This is a genomic window from Streptomyces sp. 3N207, from assembly GCF_052246355.1.
Lineage (GTDB): Bacteria > Actinomycetota > Actinomycetes > Streptomycetales > Streptomycetaceae > Streptomyces.
The window spans coordinates 1-20,446 of sequence record NZ_JBQQBV010000026.1; the positions used below are offsets into that span (position 1 = coordinate 1).

Sequence of the window (20,446 nt, forward strand, 5' to 3'; positions counted from 1 at the left end):
GGGGGGGGAGGGGGTGTGGGGTGTCCCTTGGGTCCCCCCCCCACCGCACCGGGTTATCGGTGGGAGAAGTTGAGCGGGCGGCCCAGAGTTCGAGCTACTGGATGTGAGGGAATGGAAAGCGGACTGGTCGATGAAGTATCCACCGTTGACGCAAGGACAAGCACGCCGAGACCGGGCGGGGATACGCCGCGCCTACGGGAGAATTCTCCACTTTCCCGCCCGCTGCGACGAGTGATCGACATCGCCGCCACGCTGTGCGTGGCCACATGCCTCATTCATCTGCTTTTCGTCTTTCTGCACGTGGCACCACCCAGCACCATTTCGAAACGTTTCCAGGATCGGATCAACGCATGGATCTTCCCTTTGTTCGAGCAGAACTGGAAGCTCTTCGCCCCGAACCCGGAATCTTTTAATCAGAAGATCTCGGTGAGAACCATGCATACTACGGAAAACGGCACCCGTCAGGTCAGTGGCTGGTTCGATCTGTCTGCCGTGGATGATGCAGCAGTCCGGCACAGTGTCTTTCCGAGCCACACTGCGCAGAACACCCTGCGCAGGGCTTGGTCTTCTTATCTCGAGACACACGGCGGGGACGACCAGCCCCATTCGGATCGGTCCCGAATGATGCAGGAGTACCTGAGCAACATCGCGGCGGATCGGGTCGCTGCGCATCGGCGGGGCCCTTTCGAGAGCGTTCAGCTGCGTGTGCGTACCCGTCCGATCGCCGCGTCGTCAGCCGAAGGGAATTCTCAGCACACGGCACCCCCTCGTGGAGAGGTCCGGCATCTGCCGTGGTGGGAGGTGACCCCCCGTGCGAACTGAGCGCCCGAATCCCCCGAGCTCGCCCCGTGGGCGGCAGACCACCGCGCAGCTCGCCGGTACCGCGAGGAAACGAACGTTCGACACTCTGAGGTCCTGTCGTGTCGCCCTCACCGAGCAGGTCGGTTACCTGTACGCCGCGGCGGTGCTGCGCATCGGCTATGGGTTCCTCTACCTCGTCTTCCTCCTGCGGGAGTTCCCGCACCGTGACGAGATCTGGGGCCCCGGTTCGCCGTGGACACCTGCCCTCGCCAACGAGTTGTTCGTGCAGACCGGCTGGTCCAGCATCCTCACTCTGTCCCCGGGGCGCCTGTACTTCGAGACCTGCTACACCTTGGGCATCGTCACCTCCCTGCTCTTCATGCTGGGCTGGCGAGCAAGGGCCGTCTCCGTCGCCTTCGCGGTCATCGTGGCCTCGTTCCACGCACGGACCATCTTCATGACGGACGGGGGAGACAACCTGATCCTTCTCATGTCCCTCTACCTCTGCCTCACCGCATGCGGACGCCGGTGGTCCCTCGACGCGCGCAGGCGCCGGCTCCATTCCAGTGCGGCGGGTGCAGGGCTTCCGGCACCCACGGAGATCTCCAGCTTCCGGCTCCAGTTCGGGACCACGCGGCGATACCTGGTGACGCTCATCCACAACTGCGGAATGCTGGTCATCGCGGCCCAGGTCTGTCTCCTCTACGGGGCCGCGGGGCTCTACAAGGTGCAGGGCAGCTTCTGGGGTGACGGAACTGCCCTGCACTACGCACTCAACCTTGACCTGTTCCGGCCATGGCCCGCCCTGTCGCAGATGGTCGACCGTCAGACGATCTTCATCGCTGTCGCCGGATATTTGACGGTGCTGCTTCAAGTGGCTTTCCCCTGCCTGTTGTTCAGCAGACTGAAGTACGCCCTCCTCCCGATGCTCCTCGGCATGCACGTGGGGATCGCGGTACTTATGGGACTCCCGTATTTCTCCGCCGCCATGATCGTCGCCGACGCCGTATTCCTCCCCGACCGCTTCTACACCTCCGTGGCGCGCTTCCTGCGGCGGAAGGGAGGCCGGGAGGCCGACGGAAGGCCGGGAGCTGCCACCCCGGCGAAGAGTTCACTCCTGCCCTCGCAGCCTCGATCAGCGGACATGGGACAGAAACCACTGGGCCCCACTGGAACAGATCGCCGGTTCGCGACCGGTTCCGCGCCGCCTCCGTAACCCCTTCGGAGGCTCTGGATCGCCCCGCACCCCCTACGAGGACACGGCGTCGGCCTCGCACTCATGGAAGAAGCCCACCGGCCTCACAATCGCCGTGACCGTGGTCCACGGCTGGTCCACACACCCTGATCAAAGTCGAGACACCAGCGCACAGGGTGAGACACCCGCACAGCGAAGGGGCACCACCTGCACGGTGGTGCCCCTTCGTGAGCTGGGCCTTCATTCAGGCTGCGGAGGCGGTGGGATTTGAACCCACGGAGGTGTTGCCACCTCTACGGTTTTCAAGACCGCTCCCTTCGGCCGCTCGGGCACGCCTCCCCGCGTCGTTCGAGGACGACGCGGGGACAGCCTAGCGCGTGGTCAGTCGTCGCCCTTGCGGGAGCCGAGGGTCAGCTCGACGGTCTTCTCCTTGCCGTCGCGCTCGTAGGTGAGCTTGACCTTTTCGCCCGGCTGGTGGGTCCAGATGGTGCCGATGAGGGTGGGGCCGCTGTCGATCAACGTGTCGTCGAGCTTGGTGATGACATCGCCGGGCTTGAGGCCCGCCTTGTCGGCCGGACCGCCCGGGGTGACCGGGTCGGCACCGCCCTCGCCGGTGTTGGAGATGGTGGCGCCCTTGCCGCCGCCGCCCAGCTCGACGGTCGCGCCGATCACCGGGTAGACGGGGCGGCCGGTCTTTATCAGCTGCTCCGCCACGCGCTTGGCCTGGTTGGAGGGGATCGCGAAGCCCAGGCCGACGCTGCCCGACTGGCCGCCTTCCGGACCGCCACCGCCACCGCCACCGCCCGGCTGGATCGCCGAGTTGACGCCGACGACCGCGCCCTGGGCGTTCAGCAGCGGGCCGCCCGAGTTGCCGGGGTTGATCGAGGCGTCGGTCTGGAGCGCGCTCATGTATGACGCCTGGCTGCCTTGGCCGTCGCTGGAGGCCACCGGGCGGTTCTTCGCGCTGACGATGCCGGTGGTGACCGTGCCCGAGAGGCCGAACGGAGCGCCGATCGCGATGGTCGCGTCGCCGACCGCCACATCGTTGGAGTCGGCGATCGGAAGCGGCTGCAGCGTCCGGTCGCCGAGGCCGCTCAGCTTGAGCACGGCGACGTCGTAGCCCTGTGCCTTGCCGACGACCTGCGCGTCGTACTTCTTGCCGTCGGAGAACGTCGCCGTCAGCTTGCCGCCCTGCGCACCGTTGGCCACCACGTGGTTGTTGGTGACGATGTGGCCTTCCTTGTCGAAGACGAACCCGGTACCGGTCCCCTCTTCGCCGCCTCCGGAAGACCGGATGGTCACGACGCTCGGAAGCGCCTTGTCGGCTATGCCTGCCACCGACTTGGGGGAGCGGTTGAGCTTCTTCGGGTCCGCGGAGGAGCTGATCGTGGTGGTGTCGCCGTTCGCGTTGCGGTCGGCCGCCCAGAAGCCGATCCCGCCGCCGATGCCGCCGGCGACGAGCGCGGCGACGAGGACGCCGACGAGCAGCCCGCCGCGCCGCTTCCGGCCGCCCGGCTCCGGACCGAGCGGGTCCGAGGGCATCGCCCAGGGATCGTGCGGCGGCATCCCGCCACCGCCCGGGCCGCCGGGAGCGCCGCCCCCGCCGCCGTACGGGGGCGGAGGCGGCGGCGTCTGACCGCCCGCACCGCCCTGGCCCCAGCCTCCGGACTGCCCTGCGCCACCGTCATCGGAGCCCGGACCCGAGCCCGTGCCCGCGCCCGGTCCGCCGCCTGACACGGAGGGGGCTGCCGGGGCGGACGGCGGCTGCTGCGGTACGGGGGCCGTCGGCCCGTCGCCCGCGCCCTCCGGCATCCTCGGCGCCGCGTCGCCGTCCACCTGCGCCGACTGCACCAGCGTGTCCCCCGCGGACTCCTGCGCCGATACGACCGTGTCCTGGACGTCCGGACCGTTCTGCGTACGGTCCATGGCGGTGGCGGTGTCCGCGGCAGCCGCAGCAGCGGCGGAGGCCGGACCGGAAGCGGAAGAGTCGGGGGAGGGCAGCGAGAAGTCGCCGTCCTCGCGGCTCGTCGGGGCGCCGGTGGACGGGGCCTGGGCCGGCGCCGGGGGCGTGGGACCCGGCCCCGCCGCAGGCGTCACGGCAGCGCCCTCGTTCTCGGTGCTCACAACTCACTCCTCATCAGGTACACGACATCGCCGGGCTGGGTGTGTTCACGTACGCGGGTATCCGTGGACAGCTTTTCCCATCGCACGTCAGACGGACGTAAGCCGTCGCTGAGCGTCCGCTGGCCTTCTTTACAACAGGCCAACACCGGACAGAACGCCCGGCTTTCCCGGCCGCCACCGCACCCTCAGCCGCCACCGTCGACGGCGTACGGACCGACAGCGGGGCGGCGTCACCCACACGACCCACCGCTCGCACACGCGTACTCCGTGATCACAGCAACCAGCCTAGGCGCGCCGGACCCGAACCGCCCCTCGGCGACCTCGGCCACCGCACGGAGGCCGACTTCCACCGGAAGCACTCCGTAGAGCCCTGCACAGCGTGCACACCCGGCCCGGTGGCACGATAACCCGGTGAGCAACGAGATCGCCGGGCCGCGCCACCGTCCCGGCCGCCACCCGTCCGTCATCGCCCACCGCGGTGCCTCCATGGCGGCCCCCGAGCACACGCTGGCGGCCTACCGCCGCGCCATCGAGGAAGGCGCCGACGGGCTGGAGTGCGACGTACGGCTCACCGCGGACGGACATCTCGTCTGCGTCCATGACCGCAGGGTCAACCGCGTCTCCAACGGACGTGGTGCCGTCTCGGCGCTGGAGCTGGCCGAACTGGCCGCGCTCGACTTCGGCTCGTGGAAGGGCCGGCACGCCGACCCCTACGAGTCACCGGACACCGCGCTGGACACCGACGAGACCGACGGCCGCGCCGCGACGCCGGGACGTGTCGGCGCCTCGGGGCCGGTCGGCGCCATGGAGCCGGCCGGCGCCGCTGGGCCTGCCGGGAGGCCGCAGCGCAGCTCCGGAACCTCCGTACGTCCCGGTACGGCGGACCCCGAGCGCACCTCCGTCCTCACCCTCGACCGCCTGCTCACCCTCGTCGCCGAAGCGCCCCGCCCGGTCGAGCTGGCCATCGAGACCAAGCACCCCACACGCTGGGCCGGCCAGGTCGAGGAGCGGCTGCTGGAGCTCATGGACCGGCACCGGCTCGGCACACCCGTACGCATCATGAGCTTCTCCGCGCGCTCCCTGCAGCGCATCCGCGTGGCGGCGCCGCAGATACCGACGGTCTTTCTGATGCAGTTCCTGCTCCCCCGCCACCGGGACGGCCGGCTGCCGCACGGTGTGCGTATCGCCGGTCCGAGCATCCGCATCCTGCGTGCCCACCCGGAGTACGTGGCACGGGCACAGCGTGCGGGCAACGAGGTGCATGTGTGGACGGTCGACGAACCCGAGGACGTCGAGCTGTGCGTACGGCTCGGCGTCGACGCGATCATCACCAACCGCCCCCGCCAGGTCCGCGCCCAACTCGGGCGCGGGCGGGCCGGTTGAGAAGCGAGAGGGCCCGGCGGACGGAGTGCACCGGCGCACTCGGCGCTTATTGCAGACACGCGAGTGCGTCAAGAGAAGAAGAGTGGCCGGTTTCCGCCGCACTCAACTGGGGCATTCATCCCGATGGCGTGGGGCAAAGGAGGTCTCGGGGGTGGCGTTGGTGGTGGCACAGGAGGTGCCTACTTCGTCGACCATGGCCGTGCCCCATGGTCCGTCGGGTGTACGAGTCGCACGGCGCAGGATGCGCGAGGAGCTTCGCGCATGTGGCGCGCCCGACACGGTGGTCGATGATGCGACCTTGATTCTTTCCGAACTCCTCAGCAACGCGTGCCGACATGCGCGCCCACTGCACGAGGAGGCGGCCGGAGCGGGCGGTGCGAGCAGCCCGGTCGAGACAGTCAGAGCGTCGTGGCGCAGGGACGTACGGGGTGAGGTGACCATCGCCGTCACGGACGGTGGCGGTCCGACCCGCCCACTTCCGGCCAAGCCCTCCGTCACCGCACGCGGCGGCAGAGGGCTTGCCATCATCACGGCCCTCGCCCGCGACTGGGGGGTGCGTTCCGAACCGGGCACCCCCGCGGACGAGCCACCGGGTGTGACGGTCTGGGCCGTGCTGCGGCCGGAAAGTTCGTTCAGCGGCCGGGTCGCCGCCAGCCTGGGCGACCTCGACGACGGGCTCGGCGGCGAGTTCGACCTGGCCTCGGTGGAGGAGCTCAAGTAGCCGACGGCTTGACCGGAGTGTCTTGCATATCCGGCATCGGGGCTGCGCCCCGAAGGGGCGCGGGGAACTGCGCGACCAGCCACAGAGCACCCGCAGCCCGCACCCTTCGGGCAGGGGCGCCCCCTCACCGGAACAACGTTGGCGTAGGAAGAGCAAGCCGCGCGGCAAGCGCAATCCGCGCATGCAGCGTCGCGCGCCGTCCAGCTACTAGGATCACGGCGCCTACACACCGCCGCATACCTGGAGAACCGCTCGTATGGCAAAGAAGCGCCGACCCCAGTCAGCCGCCGCGGCGCCCGTCGGAACCTCCGCGGGCACGGCAGCCGCCGGAAGCCACCCGGTGGTGGGAGCCCGGCAGCCGTGCCCCTGCGGTTCGGGCCGCCGCTACAAGGCGTGCCACGGCAGGGCAGCCGCACAGGCGGCAACCGAGCTGGTGCGCCGCCCGTTCGAGGGGCTGCCGAACGAGAGCGACTGGGTCGCGATGCGCGAGCTGGTCCCCGCCGCGACTGCACGTCTCACCCTCAAGGACGGGCTGCCGGAGGGCGTTCCCGCGGTGACGCTTGCCACGGTGCTGCCGATGGCATGGCCCGCGCTCCGTCGCGACACCGGCGAGGTCCTGTTGGGCCTTCAGAACGACACGGCGTCCGGCGACATCAGCCGCGATCTGGCGGACACTCTCAGCCGGGCACTCGCGGCCGAGCCGGGCACGCCCGTCGACGCGGGGCGGGCGGCGCCGGACGGCCCGCGGCTCCAGGACCTGTTGGACTTGAACGCACCGTTCGAGCCAGAGGTGCACTCAGGGTTCGAGTTCTGGCTGGACGGTGACGAACAGCCGGCCGGTGAGGTGGCTGCGTCGCTGGAGAGCGCCAACGCGGCCGCGATCCCCACCGCCCGGCTGACGGGCGTGGAAGGCGCGTACTGGTGCGAGGCGCCCGAGAAGAACCACCTGCGCTGGGTGATGACCCACCCCGAGGAGCGGCTGCTGGACGCGCTCGCACGGCTGCACGCAGCCGGTGCCTCGGCGCTGGGGGAGCCGGGCGGTGCCTCCGGCGCCGAGGGCTCCCGGCTGGTGGGCTCCTTCCGTGCGCACGGGCTGACCGTGCCGGTGTGGGACCTGCCGTCGGAGATGACGTCCGAGGACTGCGAGAAGCCCGCGGCAGCGTTCGCCGAGCGGCTGGCGGAGGCGCTGTCGCTGACGGCGCCGCTGACGGCCGACGAGCGCCGGGCGCGCAGCGGCCTCACCAACCGTCAGGTGACGCTCAACTGAAGGCTGTCGGCGGATTCGACGGGGGGTTTGCGAAGGACTCGTGCCGTGACTCCGGTCACATCGAGGCCCCTAAGTTGCCCTACTCGCAGGTAAATCGGCGTCCGGATATGGGCGATCGAATTTGCTAACAGCCGATCTCTTGTTACCGTTCTAAGAGCCCGGTCGCTGGTGCATCCCCCGTCGCCAGCGACCGGGTTCTTTTGTGCCCGGCTCCGGACGGCGATCGAACTGATCGACTAACTCCGGCCGGGGCGCGGCGAGTTGTCTTCGCGGTGCCGCCCGTCGCTGCCGACCCGCAGCAGCCGCTCACCGTCCGCCGGGACCACCTCGACCACCGCTGAATACGCGCCCTCAGCCGCCTGTGCAGCCTTCGCACCGCGGTCACGCGGCGTCTCGCACACGCCCCGATCACCGCCGTCGCGCAGCGTGCAGTGCACCCTCTCCATCCGTCCGTCAGGGCCGTGGAGAGAGAGGACGGCAGGCAGCCGACGGTCGGTCGGGTTGCGGTAGTACGCGCGGGCCCAGGCATCGCCGCCCTTGGTCAACACACAAGCGCGGGCCGCCACACCTTCGGGGGAGGCGATTTCCGGCCCGCAGGAGATGGCCGGACGCCCACGCTCCGAGGGGCGGACATCGGAGGGGTGAGGCTCGGGAGCGGCGTCACCGTCATCAGCGTGCCGGGGCGGCTGGGCGGCGTGGAACGCCTCCGACGCCAGTCGCGCGTCCTGGCCCGCCACCGCAGCGGCGAGCGGCAGCGCGGCGGCGAGCGCAAGCGCGCTGGCGAGCGTGACCCCACGGAGCCGGGAGGTGCGCTGTTGCGGCTGGTGCATGAGGGACCCACTTGGGACACGAGCGAGGAGAGGGGGACCGGGCCGATTGATGAGGTGAACATATCGGGGCCGAGGGGCCGCCGGTTCGACAAGCCGCCCGTTTCCCCCACAACTCCGGTCGGCTCCTACCCGTACGGGTGAACAACGCACCCCGTTCCGTGGCAAGCCTCAGCGTTCCGGTGGCCAGCCTCAGCGGCCCCGCCCCAGTAGCCCCCGCACCAATGGGTCGGTCCCGGTGAGTCCCTCAGCGGGTCGCTCGGCAGATCGGCCTCAGTAGGCCAGCCGGCTCCCGTTGTCCGGCGTCGCGGAGCTCTCCTCGACCAGTACGTCGAGCAGCGTCTCCATCCGGGGCAGCCACGGACGCTCCTGGCCACCGCGTTCCGGCTCCCGCTCCCAGCGGACCTTGCCCGCGCCGGTGAGCGAACCGGGCAGCGCCACATAGCCGCCGTCACCGTGGAACCGCAGTGAACTCGGCACCCGGTCCTGGGCGTACAGCAGTTCGCCCAGCTCTTCGAGGGCGTAGGGCTCGACCAGGACCGAGAAGCGGGTGGGCGTCGCGATCACCGGGCCGACCCGGACGCCGGTGCGGTCGAACGTGGCGAGGGCGCGCGCCCCGGCGACGGCCGGCAGGCTCAGCGCGCAGGGCGCCGTGCCACCGGTCGCGAGGATGACGGGGGCGTCCGGCCGGTTCTCCCACCACCAGCGCACCATCGTCGGGTCGGTGGTTGCCGCCAGCAGCACGGGCTCGAAGGGGTGTGCCCCCGGCACCACGCACTCGGGATCCGGACACGCACAGACGGCCGAAGCACCGCGGGTTCCCGGTGACGCGAGCGCGGCGCCGGGAACCACCGGCCACTGCCACTCGAGGGCCGCCGTCAGCGCCGTGTTCCGCATCGGTGACCTGTGGTTGTACCGTCCGGACCGCGCCCAGAGCCGACGGCCCTGGAGCTGCGCCCAGGCCCGGAGGGAGCGCCTTCCGAGGATCTCGCGCATGAGCGCTCGTTCCTTTCCGTGAACGCCGAACAACGCCTATTACGCAAACACAGCAAATATCGCCAACTGGCCGTGCCGACCGATCTCTAGCTCAATACACCACGTGAAGCTCTGGTGACCGTGCGTGCCGAACAGCGCATCATGTTGCGGGCCGAGCGTGGAACGTGGCGGGGGGTGGCGCATGCATGGCGTTCGCGCTGTGGACTGCCACCTGCGCCGATGCTGCTCGTACTTGCTCGTTGCTTGCCGAGCACCTCCCCCAGCCTCCGGCTGGTGAGGTACCCACAGAATCCGCTCGTACCGCGCCTGTGCTGCCTGGTGCAATCCTGCGGCTGGTGCCCTCCCGCAAGAAGCGGGCGGGTCGGGGCCCGCTGCTCCCTAGGACGCCATGACTCCCCACAGGGTTCCGTACCCGCAACGGCGGTGCCAACGCGCTGCCGAATGGCCTCAGTCGACAGCAGTATGCACGCCACGTGGGCGATTTTCCGCCAATCTTTCCACACCTCGGCCAGCCCCCGTGAGGCGGGTCCCCTCGCCGGACATCCTCGGCACCGCAGCGCACGTGCTGGACATGCCCCAACGGCATGTGTAGATGTAGTGGCATTGATAGCGGAGCAGCATGACATGGGGGTTTGCGATGCTATTGGGACAGTTCACCCGCAGCCTGAGCCGCCACCCATGACCTCCCCGCACCTGCCGAAAGTGGCTGGAATCCAACCGGTGGTCTCCTCGAACTCCTCCACGAACGCAGCGGCATCCGCCGCTGCGGCACCCACCGCGTCCACAACCTCCACGACGTCTCCGGATCCAGCAACCGGCACGTCGTCTGCCGCATCGGCAGCGGATCCGTCCGCGCGGACCGCTCCCCCGGAGAGCGGAAGCTCACTGGCCGACCGCAACCGGATCTGCGACCTCTCCTCGCTCCACGACCTCACCACTCGGCTCGTTCGCATCACCAGCCTCGACACAGCGCTTCGCGAGACGCTGCGCGCCGGTTCCACGCTGCTGGGCGCCCCCCGCGGCATGATCGCGCTCGAACCCGGCACCGATCCCGGGAGCGACCCCTCCAGCACACCGGGCCGTGCCCCTGAACGCACCATCGGGCTCGGCCTCGGCCGCGCCGATCTCGGCCAGATCGAGACCGTCCCCCGCTCCTCCGCCGCGTACGCGCGCATCCTCGACGCGGAGCCCGGCGTCGGCGCGGCGGCCGAGGCGAGCCCTCCGGCCGGCGCAGCTCAGCCGTACAGGCCCGGCCGCAGCGACGACTCCGGCCACAGCGAAGTCCCCTGCCGTGGCGACGACGAGGCCGCCGCCTCCGACGCGTCGCCGGGCCCGGCTCCCGCCGGCGGCATCACCTGCCCCGATGTCGCCGCCGACCAGGGCCTCTCCCCCCGGCACCGGGAGGTCGCGGCCCGCCTCGGCTACGCGGCCACCTACGCCGTTCCGCTCACCACCGAGTCCGGCATCCGGCTGGGGGCCGCCGTCTGGCTCTACGACGAACCCGGCGAGCCCACGCCCCGCCAGCGCGAGCTGCTCGGCAGCTATCTGCGGCACGCCACCGAGCACTGCGCCCGGCTGGGCGAACTCGCCCGTACCCGCGCGGACATGGCCACCCTCAGCGAGGAACTGCTGCCCAGCGCGCTGCCCCGGGTGCCCGGTGTCTCGCTCGCGGTACGGCACCGTACGGGCCCGTGCGGGGGCGGGGACTGGTACGACGCGCTGCCGCTGCCCGACCGGGCCGTGGGGCTCGCGGTGGGCGGGGTCACCGGCAGCGGACCGGCAGCGGTGGCCGCCATGGGACGGCTGCGGGCCTCCCTGCGTGCGTACGCGGTGATGGAGGGCGAGGACCCGGTCGCCGTGCTGTCCGATCTGGAGCTGCTGCTGCGGCTGACCGAGCCGTCCTGTTCGGCGACCGCGCTGTTCGTCTACGCCGAGCCCGCCACCCGCAAGGTCCTGCTCGCCGGGGCCGGGCACTGTGCGCCGCTGATCGTCGGGCCCCGGCGCATCGAGCCGGTGGAGACGGCCGTCTCGGCGCCGCTGGGGATGCTGGCGTGCTGGGAGGCGCCCAGCGCGGAGGTCGTCCTGCAGGAAGGCGAAGCCCTTCTGTGCTACACGGACGGGCTGCTGCACCGCACGGGACACTCCATGGACCGCGCCTTCGCCCGGCTGCGCTCGGCCGCCGCCTCGGCCCCGCGCGCCGCCCGGGAGGACCCGGAAGCCCTCGTCGACCATGTGCTGCGCACCGTGCTGCCGGGGCCGCTGGCCGATCTGCCGGACCACCCCGAGGACGTCGTACTGCTGGCGGCCCGGTTCTGAGGGACGCCGCTTCCGCCCGGACCGGAACCGGCATCGGCCCGCACCGGCCGAAGCTCACATCCGCACAGCCGAACGTCACATGCGCACAGCTGTGGACCAGCCGGGCCCCACCCATACGATGGAAGGTGGTTTTATCCGTCAAAGAGGAGGCAGACGTGGCAGACGCCGCTGACGAGCAGCCGATCAAGCAGCGGAAGAACGGCCTGTACACGGGCGTCTCCGACGAGCTCGCCGAGAACATGAAGTCCGGCTGGGGCGACACCGAGCTGCACGATCTGGAGCCCGTCACGCAGGTCGCCGAGCTTGCCGAACGGCGCGAGCGGCTGTCGGCACGCTTCCCGGGCGAGCGTCTGGTCATCCCCGCGGGCAACCTCAAGACCCGGTCCAACGACACGGAGTACCCCTTCAGGTCGGCCGTCGAATACGCCTACCTGTCGGGCAACCAGACCGAGGACGGCGTACTGGTCCTGGAGCCCAGCGGAGCACACGGCCACAGCGCCACCCTCTACCTCCTGCCCCGCTCCGACCGGGAGAACGGCGAGTTCTGGCTGGACGGCCAGGGCGAGCTGTGGGTCGGCCGCCGGCACAGCCTCACCGAGAGCGAGAAGCTCTACGGGCTGCCCTGTGCCGACGTACGCACAGTGGCCGACACGCTCCGGGAGGCCACAGGACCGGTCCGGGTCGTACGCGGGCACGACGCCGGGATCGAGGCGGCGCTGGCGGACAAGGTCACCGCCGAGCGGGACGAGGAGCTGCGGAGCTTCCTGTCCGAGATGCGGCTGGTCAAGGACGAGTTCGAGATCGGCGAGCTGCAGAAGGCCGTCGACTCGACGGTGCGCGGCTTCGAGGACGTCGTACGGGTCCTCGACAAGGCGGAGGCCACCTCCGAGCGCTACATCGAGGGCACGTTCTTCCTGCGCGCCCGGGTGGAGGGCAACGACGTCGGCTACGGCTCCATCTGCGCGGCCGGGCCGCACGCCACCACGCTGCACTGGATGCGCAACGACGGGCCGGTGCGCTCGGGCGAGCTGCTGCTGCTCGACGCCGGTGTGGAGACCCACACCCTCTACACCGCTGACGTGACCCGCACCCTGCCGGTCAACGGGCGCTTCACCGAACTGCAGCGCAGGATCTACGACGCGGTGTACGAGGCGCAGGAGGCGGGCATCGCAGCCGTCAAGCCGGGCGCCAAGTACCTCGACTTCCACGAGGCGGCACAGCGCGTGCTCGCCACCAGGCTGGTCGAGTGGGGTCTGGTGGAGGGCCCGGTGGAGCGTGTGCTGGAGCTGGGCCTCCAGCGGCGCTGGACGCTGCACGGCACCGGCCACATGCTCGGCCTGGATGTGCACGACTGCGCGGTCGCCCGCCGGGAGACGTACGCCGACGGCACGCTGGAGCCGGGCATGTGCCTGACGGTGGAGCCCGGGCTGTACTTCCAGGCGGACGACGAGACAGTGCCCGAGGAGTACCGCGGCATCGGCGTACGCATCGAGGACGACATCCTGGTGACCGAGGACGGCAACCGGAACCTGTCCGCCGCACTGCCGCGCAGCAGCTCCGCTGTGGAGAGCTGGATGACGAAGCTGCGGGCCTGAGCCCGGCGGCAGCCCCTGAGGCAGCCGGCAAACAGTCGAGCACAGCGGTGAGGACGGGAGTCGACGTCACGGCACACGCCTGCTGAGCGAGGTCACGGACAAGAAGGAAGAGAGCACGCTTTGGTCTCCCGGTTGCGGACCGGACTGCTGTCCGCGTTTCCCTTCCTTGCCATGGGTGTCGTCGGTGCCGCCGATCTGACGGGCGGCCCCGGGATCGGGGTGCAGCCGATGATGGCGCTCGGTCCCGCCTTCGCCGGGCTCACCGGCGGCAAGCGGCGTACCGCGCTGGTCGGCGCGCTGGCGATGGCGCTGTCGATCGCGCTGAGCCTCTACAACGGCCAGTTCGGCGAAAGGCGCGGCAACGCCACGCTGATCTCCGTCGCAGGTGTCTCGGTGGCCGCGCTGGTGGCGACCGCGATGCGGCAGAAGCGGGAGGCCGAGCTGGCCAATGTGCGCTCCATCGCGGAGGCCGCCCAGCGTGTGCTGCTGCGTCCGGTGCCGCGCGGCGCCGGGCGGCTGCGGGTCGCCGTCTCCTACACCTCGGCCGTCGCCGAGGCACGGATCGGCGGCGACCTGTACGAGGTGGTCACTTCGCCGCACGGGGTGCGCGTCATCATCGGGGACGTCCAGGGCAAGGGGCTGGAGGCGGTGGAGACGGCCGCCGTGGTGCTCGGCGCTTTCCGTGAGGCCGCCTACGACGAGCCGGATCTGCCGGCCGTCGGGGAGCGCCTGGAACGGGCCCTGGACCGGCACCTGCTGGGCGAGAAGTTCGTGACGGCGGTGCTCACCGAGGTGCCGCACGGGGCGCACGCCCAGAGCGCGACACTGCTCAACTTCGGGCACCCGGCGCCGCTGGCGGTCCGGCAGGACGGCAGTGTGCACTTCGCGGAGCCGCCGCAGCGCTCCCTGCCGCTGGGGCTCGGGCTGCACGGCAGCGAGCCGCCACGCCCGCACGAGGTGCCGTTCGCCCCGGGCGACCAACTGCTGCTGTACACCGACGGCGTCACCGAGGCCCGCGATCCGGACAACCGCTTCTACCCGCTGGACGAGCGCGCCCACCTGCTCAAGGACACCGACGCGGAGGGCGCGCTGGAGGCCGTACGGCAGGACCTCCAGGAGCACGTACGCTCCCCGCTGCACGACGACGCGGCCATGCTGCTGCTGCGCTACCGCAGCGCCACGGGTGAGCAGGGGGCGGTCAGGACGCGGTCATGAGGTGTCCGTCGCGGCGGGCGAGCACCTTGTCGAAGCTGACGACGGCACCGCCGTGGCCGGGCCGGTTGCGGAACCGTACGTGGTCGGCGAGGGACTCGATCAGGAACAGGCCCCGCCCGCTCTCGGCCTCGTTCGCACAGCGGGCCGAGGCGTACCCGGCGGGAAAGCCGGGGCCGGTGTCCGCCACCTCGATGCGGCAGCGGTTGCCCTCCAGATAGGCGGAGACACGGTACGCACCGGCCATGTCACCCGCGGTGCTGCCGTGCTCCACGGCGTTCGCACACGCCTCGGACAGGGCGAGACACATGTCGTAGGCCACGTCCGGGTCGACGCCGGCCGAGGCCATGGAGCTCAGCAGGAGCTGCCGCGCGAGCGGCACACTGGCGGCTTCGCGCCGTAGCCGGAGAGACCACCACAGGCTGCTCATGCTCACCCTCCATGCGGCTCGACACACGGATTACCTATTGCCTGCCCGTACCAGCACTACGCGGTGCCGTCGCGATGACCCCCGTACGGCGGAGGGCGGGCAGCGCCATGTGCAGGCCGTAGGGCACTACATGCGGTACGGCTGAAGCACGACCCGGGGTGCGCGCCCCCTCCAACCGGAGGGCACCTTGGCAACCTGACGCGGCGCACCGGTGGGGTGGTTGAGCGCCGGTGGAGCCGGTGTGGCCCTGCTGTGTGCAGGGTGGGAGGGCGGTGAGATGATGGCGCGGCCATGACTGCCGGTGCGGACCTGAGACTGCTGCGGGCTGCGGTGTTCGCCGCGGTCTGCGTCACCGTGTCCGCCGCCGGGCACCTGCTCGCCGCCGACACTGTGCTTCCGTTCGGAACGCTGGCGTTGGGCTTCGGCTGCGTGTTCGTGATCGCCGTCGCGCTGGCCGGGCGGGAACGCTCCCTGCCGGGCATCGTGGGGCTCCTCTCACTGGGCCAGGTCGCCCTGCACCTGGTGTTCTCGATGGGTGCCGGCGGACACCACGCCGCGGCGGGAGCTGCCGGCTCGGCCACCGCCCAGGGGCCGGGCGGGGTACGGGCGCTGGCCGGGAAACTGCTGTGCAACGACAGCGCGATGGGCATGAGCGAGGCCGAGGCACGGCGGGTCGTCGCCCGCGCGGGGCTCGACCCGCACGCGGCCTCCCCCACGGCAGGCAGCGGCGCGGGCGGTGCCGCGGAGCACGCCGCGCACGCCGGCCACCATGCCGGCTCCGCGATGCCCTTCCCGGACACGCCGCTCGACTGTCTGCGGGAAGCCGCGCGGGCCGCGGCCGGCATGTGCGAGGTGCCGATGCTGCTCGGGCATCTGTGCGCCGGGCTGCTGCTCGGCTGGATGCTGCGGCGGGGCGAGGCCGCGCTGTGGCGGCTGGTACGGCTGTCGGCTGCCGCCGCGGCGGCAGCCGACGAGCTGGTGGCCGCGCTGGCCCTGGGTACGGCGCTGGCCTACGTCCGGGCGCTGCACACCGGGTTGCTGTCCTGGGCGCCCGTGCGGGTCGGCTTCGACCAGCCTGCCGACGAGATGCCGCCCAGGCCACTGCTGCTCCAGCACTCCGTCCACCGGCGCGGCCCGCCCGCACGGTCGGCGGACGCCTTCGCGCTCGCAGCCTGACGCACCGCATTCACGAAGCTCACCGGGATCGGACTGTCCACGTGCCCGCTCGACGGGGCACGGGGCGGCCCTGCCATGACAGCGACGCGGTGCGGGCCTCGCGCGCCCGCGTGCCCGCCCTCCCGCATGTCATGTCACTCGTCCTGCGTCTCGCAGGCCGTGCCTCTCAGGAGCTCACCCATGAAGATCGCCAACCGCCGCGCCGCTACCGTCTGCGCGCTCGCCGCCGGGACCGTACTGCTGGTCGGGGGCCCCGCCTCGGCGCACGTAAGCGTCGACCCGCAGGAGGCCGCCAAGGGCGACTACAGCACGGTCAACTTCAAGGTTCCGAACGAGAAGGACGACTCCTCCACCGTGAAGCTGGAGGTCACCTTCCCGACGGACCACCCGCTGGCCTCCGTGATGCCGCAGCCGGTGCCCGGCTGGGACATCAAGGTCGAGAAGAAGAAGCTGGACAAGCCCATCAAGGTGCACGGCGAGAAGATCACCGAGGCCGTCTCGAAGGTCACCTGGAGCGGCGGGAAGGTCAAGCCGGGCCAGTTCCAGCAGTTCCCCGTCTCCATGGGACAACTGCCCGAGGATGCCGACCAGTTGGTGTTCAAGGCCCTGCAGACCTACGACAACGACGACATCGTCCGGTGGATCGAGGAGCCGAAGGAGGGCGCTGCGGAGCCCGAGCACCCGGCTCCGGTGCTGAAGCTCGCCGCCGCCGAGGACGCCGGGAAGGGCGCCGCCGCCTCGGGCGCCTCCTCGGACGACGCGAAGGCCACGGAGAAGACCGCGGCCTCCTCCGACGCCGACTCCGGTTCCGGCTCGGACACCACCGCACGGGTCCTCGGCGTCGTAGGCATCGTCGTCGGGGTCGCAGGTGTCGCCTTCGGCGTCCTGGCGGGACGGCGCCGCACCGCGTGATCCGGGGCCCGTACCTTCCCTGACGGGCCCGTACGTCCCTCACGGTGGTGCGGCCCGGCGTCCGTCGTCCGGCCGCACCACCGGCACCTCAGCCTCTGGACACCCTCACCCTCTGCACCATCCCTACTGCACGATGCGGACAAGCACTATGCGCACAACGAGAACGGCCGCGGCAGCCGTCGCCTTCGCCGCAGCCGCCACGCTCGCCCTGGCGGGCTGTGGCTCCGGCGACGGCGGCGACAAGGCCGCGGACAAGCCGGCGAAGGTCGAGAAGGGGCAGCACAAGGGCGCCACGGCCCTCGACGAGCCCTTCGCCAAGCCCGACCTGACGCTCACCGACACGCACGGCAAGAGCTACGACCTGATCAAGGAGACCAAGGGCCACCCCACGCTGCTCTACTTCGGCTACACGCACTGCCCGGACATCTGCCCGCTGACCATGAGCAACATCTCGGTGGCCAAGGCCAAGCTGTCGCCGGAGCAGAAGAAGAAGCTGCGGGTCGTCTTCGTCACCACCGACCCCAAGCGGGACGCCCCCAAGGAGCTCGGGAAGTGGCTGCACGGCCAGGACCCGTCCTTCACCGGGCTGACCGGCGACTTCGACACCATCCAGGCGGGCGCCCGCAGCGTGGGCATCAGCGTCGAGCCCTCGTACAAGAAGAAGAACGGCGACATCGTCTCCACACACGGCGCCCAGCTGCTCGTCTTCTCCCCCAAGGACGACAAGGCGCACGTCCTGTACACCGAGGACAACACCGGGCCGGAGATCCTCCGGAAGGACCTGCCCAAGATCGTCGAGGGGAAGAACCCGTGACCGCCCGCCCCTTCGCCCCCCGTTCCCGCCGGTCGCTCGGCGCCGTAGCGCTCGGTGCGGCACTCACGCTCGCCCTGGCCGCCTGCTCCTCCGACGACAAGGAGGGTGCCGCCAAGGGTGACGGCCGCCCCGAGCTGAAGGTCAGCGGCGCCTATGTACCGCAGCCGCCGACGAAGGAGATGGCCGGCGGCTTTCTGACCGTACGCAACGGCGGCGACCAGGCCGACAAGCTGACCTCCGTCTCCAGCGATGTTGCGGGCAAGGTCGAGTTGCACAGGACCGTCAAGCAGCAGATGCAGCAGGTGAAATCACTGACCGTGCCCGCCCACGGCACTCTCCGGCTGGAGCGCGGCGGCAACCATCTGATGCTCATGGAGCTGGAGCGCAAGCCGGTGAAGGGCCAGACGGTCACCTTTGTGCTGCACTTCGCGCGGTCCGGCTCCGTCACGGTCAAGGCTTCCGTCGAAGCGACGAACTACACACCCAAGAAGTGAGGTTCGCAGGCGTGCCGTCCACCACCCGAGCTCCCTTCCGCACCGCTGTCCGCTCCGCCGTACGGCGCTCCTGCGCACCCCGGTCCGCCGCCCGTCGCTCCGCCGCCTCCCGCGTGCTGCTGGCCCTCGTCATGGGTGCCGTCGCGCTGCTGGGGGTACTGGCCACCGCGGGCCCGGCAGGGGCGCACGCCGCGCTGACCGGCAGCGACCCCGCGGAGGGCTCGGTGGTGCGCGGCGCGCCCCGGCAGGTCACGCTCGACTTCTCGGAGGGCGTGGCGATGTCCGACGATGCCATCCGGGTGCTGGACCCGCGCGGAAAACGGGTCGACACCCGTAAGGTCCGCGACACCGGTACGGGCAGCAAGGTACGGCGTGCCGTCTCGCTCGAGCCGGGTCTCGGCAAGGGCACCTACACCGTCGCCTGGCAGGCCGTCTCCGCTGACAGCCACCCCGTCTCGGGCGCGTTCACCTTCTCCGTGGGCAAGCCGTCCAAGACGAGCGTGGCACCGCCGCAGCAGGACGGGAACGCGGGCGGCGGGACCGTGGAAACCCTCTACGGGTTCGGCCGGTACGCCGCCTACGCGGGCTTCGTGCTGCTGGTGGGCGGTGCGGCCTTCGTGCTGCTGTGCTCACCGCGGGCCGCCTCCTCGCGGGCGGTGCAGCGGCTGACGGTCACCGGCTGGAGCGTCCTTGCGGCGTCCACGCTGGTGCTGTTGCTGCTGCGCGGCCCGTACACCGGCTCGGGACGGCTCGCCGACGTCGTCGACCTGGGCGGGCTCAAGGACGTGGTGGCCACCAAGCCGGGTGCCGCGCTGGTTGCCCGGCTGCTGCTGCTCGCGGCAGCCGCACTGTTCGTCTCGGTGCTCTTCGGTGCGTATGCGCGGCGCGGAGAGGAGGACGTCGAGAGCGCGGACCCGCCCGAGAGGGAGGAGGCCGACCGGCAGCGGCGGGATCTGTTCTTCGGGCTGTCCATCGGAGGCGCCGTGGTGGCGGCCGGTCTCGCGGCGACCTGGGCGATGGCCGAGCACGCCTCCACCGGTATCCAGACCGGGCTGGCGATGCCCGTCGATGTGCTGCATCTGCTCGCGGTCGCGCTGTGGCTGGGCGGTCTGACCGCGCTGTTCTGCCTGCTGCGCTGGGGGCCCGCGCCCTCGGGTGCAGCAGTGCGGCGGTTCTCCCGGCTGGCGCTCACCTGTGTCACCGTGCTGGCCGCCACGGGGCTGTACCAGTCGTGGCGCCAGGTGGGGTCGTGGAGTGCGCTGACGGGCACCTCCTACGGGCAGCTGCTGATCGTAAAGGTCGTCCTGGTGGCCGCCCTGGTGACCGTCGGCTGGTTCTCCCGACGGTGGACAACCAGGTTGACCGATGTTCCGGCAGAGGCTGGAAAACCCGGGAAGAGCGCGGCATCCGAGCGGGCCGAATCCGCAGCCCGTACGGCAGCCGTTCCGGGCAGCCGCAGCCCGGAACGGGCCGCTGTCCGAACGTCCGCACAGGACAGCATCAAAGCCTCAGCACAGGACGAGACCGGAGCTTGCGTATGGGACGAGACCGGAGCCCCCGCGCAGGACGACGCCGGGGGCCCGGGACGCGAGCCGGCCGACCCTGTACGGGCCGCACAGCTGGCGCGGCAGCGGGCCGCGGCCGAGGCGGCCAGGCGCCGTCAGGAGCGGGAGGCCGACCCACAGCGCAGCGGGCTGCGCCGTTCGGTGCTGACCGAGGCGACCGTCGCGATCGTCCTGCTGGCCGTCACCACACTCCTGACCGGCACCGAGCCGGGCCGTACGGAGGAGCGGGTACGGGAGGCGGGCAGTGCCGCGCAGAACGAGCCGGCCGGGCCGGTGGATGTGAAGGTGCCGTTCGACACGGGCAGCCCGGGCGGCAAGGGCACCGCCGAGCTGGAGATCGAGCCTGGCACCAGCGGCGAGAACGCCCTGGAGCTGCGCACCACCAGCCCCAGCGGCAAGCCCGTGGAGGCACGCGAGGTGAAGGCCACCTTCACGCTGCCGGCCAAGGACCTCGGTCCGCTGCCGGCCCCCCTCAAGCCGGTCAAGGGCGAGCAGGGGCACTGGAAGGCCGCCGGGCTCCAGCTGCCCATGGCCGGAAAATGGAAGGTCGCGATCACCGTCCGCACCTCCGACATCGACCAGGTCACCGAGACCACGACCGCCACCATCGGCTGAGCC

The 20,446-nt window shown here is 71.0% G+C and carries 17 protein-coding genes and 1 tRNA gene; 13 read left to right on the top strand and 5 right to left on the bottom strand.

What is annotated here, in order from left to right:
- The first annotated feature begins 231 nt into the window (after positions 1 to 231).
- Positions 232 to 822 carry a DUF5819 family protein gene (locus ACTWP9_RS30245; RefSeq protein WP_443249501.1) on the top strand — a complete coding sequence of 197 codons (591 nt, stop codon included), beginning with the start codon at positions 232 to 234 and terminating at the stop codon, positions 820 to 822.
- A gap of 85 nt (positions 823 to 907) precedes the next feature.
- Entirely contained in the window at positions 908 to 2,017 is a 1,110-nt protein-coding gene (locus ACTWP9_RS30250) for an HTTM domain-containing protein (protein WP_443249591.1), read from the top strand.
- Between the two features lie 231 nt (positions 2,018 to 2,248).
- Here the strand turns inward: ACTWP9_RS30250 and ACTWP9_RS30255 are convergent.
- Both ACTWP9_RS30255 and ACTWP9_RS30260 read right to left on the bottom strand, forming a co-directional pair.
- A tRNA-Ser gene (locus ACTWP9_RS30255) sits at positions 2,249 to 2,335 on the bottom strand.
- 42 nt (positions 2,336 to 2,377) lie between these two features.
- Positions 2,378 to 4,120 carry a S1C family serine protease gene (locus tag ACTWP9_RS30260; protein WP_443249502.1) on the bottom strand — a complete coding sequence of 581 codons (1,743 nt, stop codon included), beginning with the start codon at positions 4,118 to 4,120 and terminating at the stop codon, positions 2,378 to 2,380.
- Positions 4,121 to 4,606: 486 nt separating this feature from the next.
- Between ACTWP9_RS30260 and ACTWP9_RS30265 the strand changes: the two genes are divergently transcribed.
- The 3 genes from ACTWP9_RS30265 to ACTWP9_RS30275 all read left to right on the top strand — a co-directional run bounded on the left by ACTWP9_RS30265 (position 4,607) and on the right by ACTWP9_RS30275 (position 7,491).
- Complete coding sequence (locus ACTWP9_RS30265; RefSeq protein ID WP_443249592.1) at positions 4,607 to 5,503, top strand: glycerophosphodiester phosphodiesterase family protein; 897 nt, start codon at positions 4,607 to 4,609, stop codon at positions 5,501 to 5,503.
- A 241-nt stretch (positions 5,504 to 5,744) separates the two neighbouring features.
- Positions 5,745 to 6,224, top strand: a complete 480-nt coding sequence (locus ACTWP9_RS30270; RefSeq protein WP_443249503.1) for an ATP-binding protein — start codon at positions 5,745 to 5,747, stop codon at positions 6,222 to 6,224.
- A gap of 256 nt (positions 6,225 to 6,480) precedes the next feature.
- Positions 6,481 to 7,491: a DUF5926 family protein gene (locus ACTWP9_RS30275; protein WP_443249504.1), complete on the top strand. Its 1,011-nt coding sequence runs from the start codon at positions 6,481 to 6,483 to the stop codon at positions 7,489 to 7,491.
- Between the two features lie 236 nt (positions 7,492 to 7,727).
- Here the strand turns inward: ACTWP9_RS30275 and ACTWP9_RS30280 are convergent, their stop codons facing one another.
- Both ACTWP9_RS30280 and ACTWP9_RS30285 read right to left on the bottom strand, forming a co-directional pair.
- Positions 7,728 to 8,321, bottom strand: a complete 594-nt coding sequence (locus tag ACTWP9_RS30280; RefSeq protein WP_443249505.1) for a hypothetical protein — start codon at positions 8,319 to 8,321, stop codon at positions 7,728 to 7,730.
- Positions 8,322 to 8,591: 270 nt separating this feature from the next.
- Positions 8,592 to 9,314, bottom strand: a complete 723-nt coding sequence (locus tag ACTWP9_RS30285; protein WP_443249506.1) for a bifunctional DNA primase/polymerase — start codon at positions 9,312 to 9,314, stop codon at positions 8,592 to 8,594.
- A 720-nt stretch (positions 9,315 to 10,034) separates the two neighbouring features.
- On the opposite strand from ACTWP9_RS30285, the gene ACTWP9_RS30290 reads away from it, so the two are divergent.
- The 3 genes from ACTWP9_RS30290 to ACTWP9_RS30300 all read left to right on the top strand — a co-directional run bounded on the left by ACTWP9_RS30290 (position 10,035) and on the right by ACTWP9_RS30300 (position 14,440).
- Positions 10,035 to 11,630 (top strand): PP2C family protein-serine/threonine phosphatase, encoded by a 1,596-nt coding sequence (locus tag ACTWP9_RS30290; protein WP_443249507.1) that lies wholly within the window; start codon positions 10,035 to 10,037, stop codon positions 11,628 to 11,630.
- A gap of 155 nt (positions 11,631 to 11,785) precedes the next feature.
- Positions 11,786 to 13,225, top strand: coding sequence for an aminopeptidase P family protein (locus tag ACTWP9_RS30295; protein WP_443249508.1), 1,440 nt, complete (start codon positions 11,786 to 11,788; stop codon positions 13,223 to 13,225).
- Between the two features lie 171 nt (positions 13,226 to 13,396).
- The gene (locus ACTWP9_RS30300) at positions 13,397 to 14,440 is read left to right on the top strand and encodes a PP2C family protein-serine/threonine phosphatase (protein ID WP_443249593.1); all 1,044 of its coding nucleotides are present in this window, start codon (positions 13,397 to 13,399) and stop codon (positions 14,438 to 14,440) included.
- Here the strand turns inward: ACTWP9_RS30300 and ACTWP9_RS30305 are convergent.
- Complete coding sequence (locus ACTWP9_RS30305) at positions 14,424 to 14,867, bottom strand: ATP-binding protein (RefSeq protein WP_443249509.1); 444 nt, start codon at positions 14,865 to 14,867, stop codon at positions 14,424 to 14,426. The two genes, ACTWP9_RS30300 and ACTWP9_RS30305, sit on opposite strands and share 17 nt — an antisense overlap.
- A 291-nt stretch (positions 14,868 to 15,158) precedes the next feature.
- Here ACTWP9_RS30305 and ACTWP9_RS30310 point away from each other — a divergent pair, with 291 nt between their 5' ends.
- From ACTWP9_RS30310 to ACTWP9_RS30330, 5 genes are all read left to right on the top strand, one after another.
- Positions 15,159 to 16,043 carry a hypothetical protein gene (locus ACTWP9_RS30310; RefSeq protein ID WP_443249510.1) on the top strand — a complete coding sequence of 295 codons (885 nt, stop codon included), beginning with the start codon at positions 15,159 to 15,161 and terminating at the stop codon, positions 16,041 to 16,043.
- 180 nt (positions 16,044 to 16,223) lie between these two features.
- Positions 16,224 to 16,955 (top strand): YcnI family copper-binding membrane protein, encoded by a 732-nt coding sequence (locus ACTWP9_RS30315; RefSeq protein WP_443249511.1) that lies wholly within the window; start codon positions 16,224 to 16,226, stop codon positions 16,953 to 16,955.
- A gap of 148 nt (positions 16,956 to 17,103) precedes the next feature.
- Positions 17,104 to 17,769, top strand: coding sequence for an SCO family protein (locus ACTWP9_RS30320; RefSeq protein WP_443249512.1), 666 nt, complete (start codon positions 17,104 to 17,106; stop codon positions 17,767 to 17,769).
- The gene (locus ACTWP9_RS30325; protein WP_443249513.1) at positions 17,766 to 18,263 is read left to right on the top strand and encodes a copper chaperone PCu(A)C; all 498 of its coding nucleotides are present in this window, start codon (positions 17,766 to 17,768) and stop codon (positions 18,261 to 18,263) included. Before ACTWP9_RS30320 ends, ACTWP9_RS30325 begins: the two co-directional genes overlap by 4 nt.
- Positions 18,264 to 18,274: 11 nt before the next feature.
- Entirely contained in the window at positions 18,275 to 20,443 is a 2,169-nt protein-coding gene (locus ACTWP9_RS30330; RefSeq protein WP_443249514.1) for a copper resistance protein CopC, read from the top strand.
- The last annotated feature ends 3 nt before the right edge of the window (positions 20,444 to 20,446 follow it).

What these genes read in the sequence shown, in the direction of transcription:
- ACTWP9_RS30265 (WP_443249592.1), top strand. Translation starts at nt 4,607, where the DNA reads ATGGCGGCCCCCGAGCACACGCTGGCGGCCTACCGCCGCGCCATCGAG.
- ACTWP9_RS30270 (WP_443249503.1), top strand. Translation starts at nt 5,745, where the DNA reads ATGCGCGAGGAGCTTCGCGCATGTGGCGCGCCCGACACGGTGGTCGAT.
- ACTWP9_RS30275 (WP_443249504.1), top strand. Translation starts at nt 6,481, where the DNA reads ATGGCAAAGAAGCGCCGACCCCAGTCAGCCGCCGCGGCGCCCGTCGGA.
- ACTWP9_RS30280 (WP_443249505.1), bottom strand. Translation starts at nt 8,321, where the DNA reads ATGCACCAGCCGCAACAGCGCACCTCCCGGCTCCGTGGGGTCACGCTC.
- ACTWP9_RS30285 (WP_443249506.1), bottom strand. Translation starts at nt 9,314, where the DNA reads ATGCGCGAGATCCTCGGAAGGCGCTCCCTCCGGGCCTGGGCGCAGCTC.
- ACTWP9_RS30300 (WP_443249593.1), top strand. Translation starts at nt 13,397, where the DNA reads ATGGGTGTCGTCGGTGCCGCCGATCTGACGGGCGGCCCCGGGATCGGG.
- ACTWP9_RS30305 (WP_443249509.1), bottom strand. Translation starts at nt 14,867, where the DNA reads ATGAGCAGCCTGTGGTGGTCTCTCCGGCTACGGCGCGAAGCCGCCAGT.
- ACTWP9_RS30310 (WP_443249510.1), top strand. Translation starts at nt 15,159, where the DNA reads ATGACTGCCGGTGCGGACCTGAGACTGCTGCGGGCTGCGGTGTTCGCC.
- ACTWP9_RS30315 (WP_443249511.1), top strand. Translation starts at nt 16,224, where the DNA reads ATGAAGATCGCCAACCGCCGCGCCGCTACCGTCTGCGCGCTCGCCGCC.
- ACTWP9_RS30320 (WP_443249512.1), top strand. Translation starts at nt 17,104, where the DNA reads ATGCGCACAACGAGAACGGCCGCGGCAGCCGTCGCCTTCGCCGCAGCC.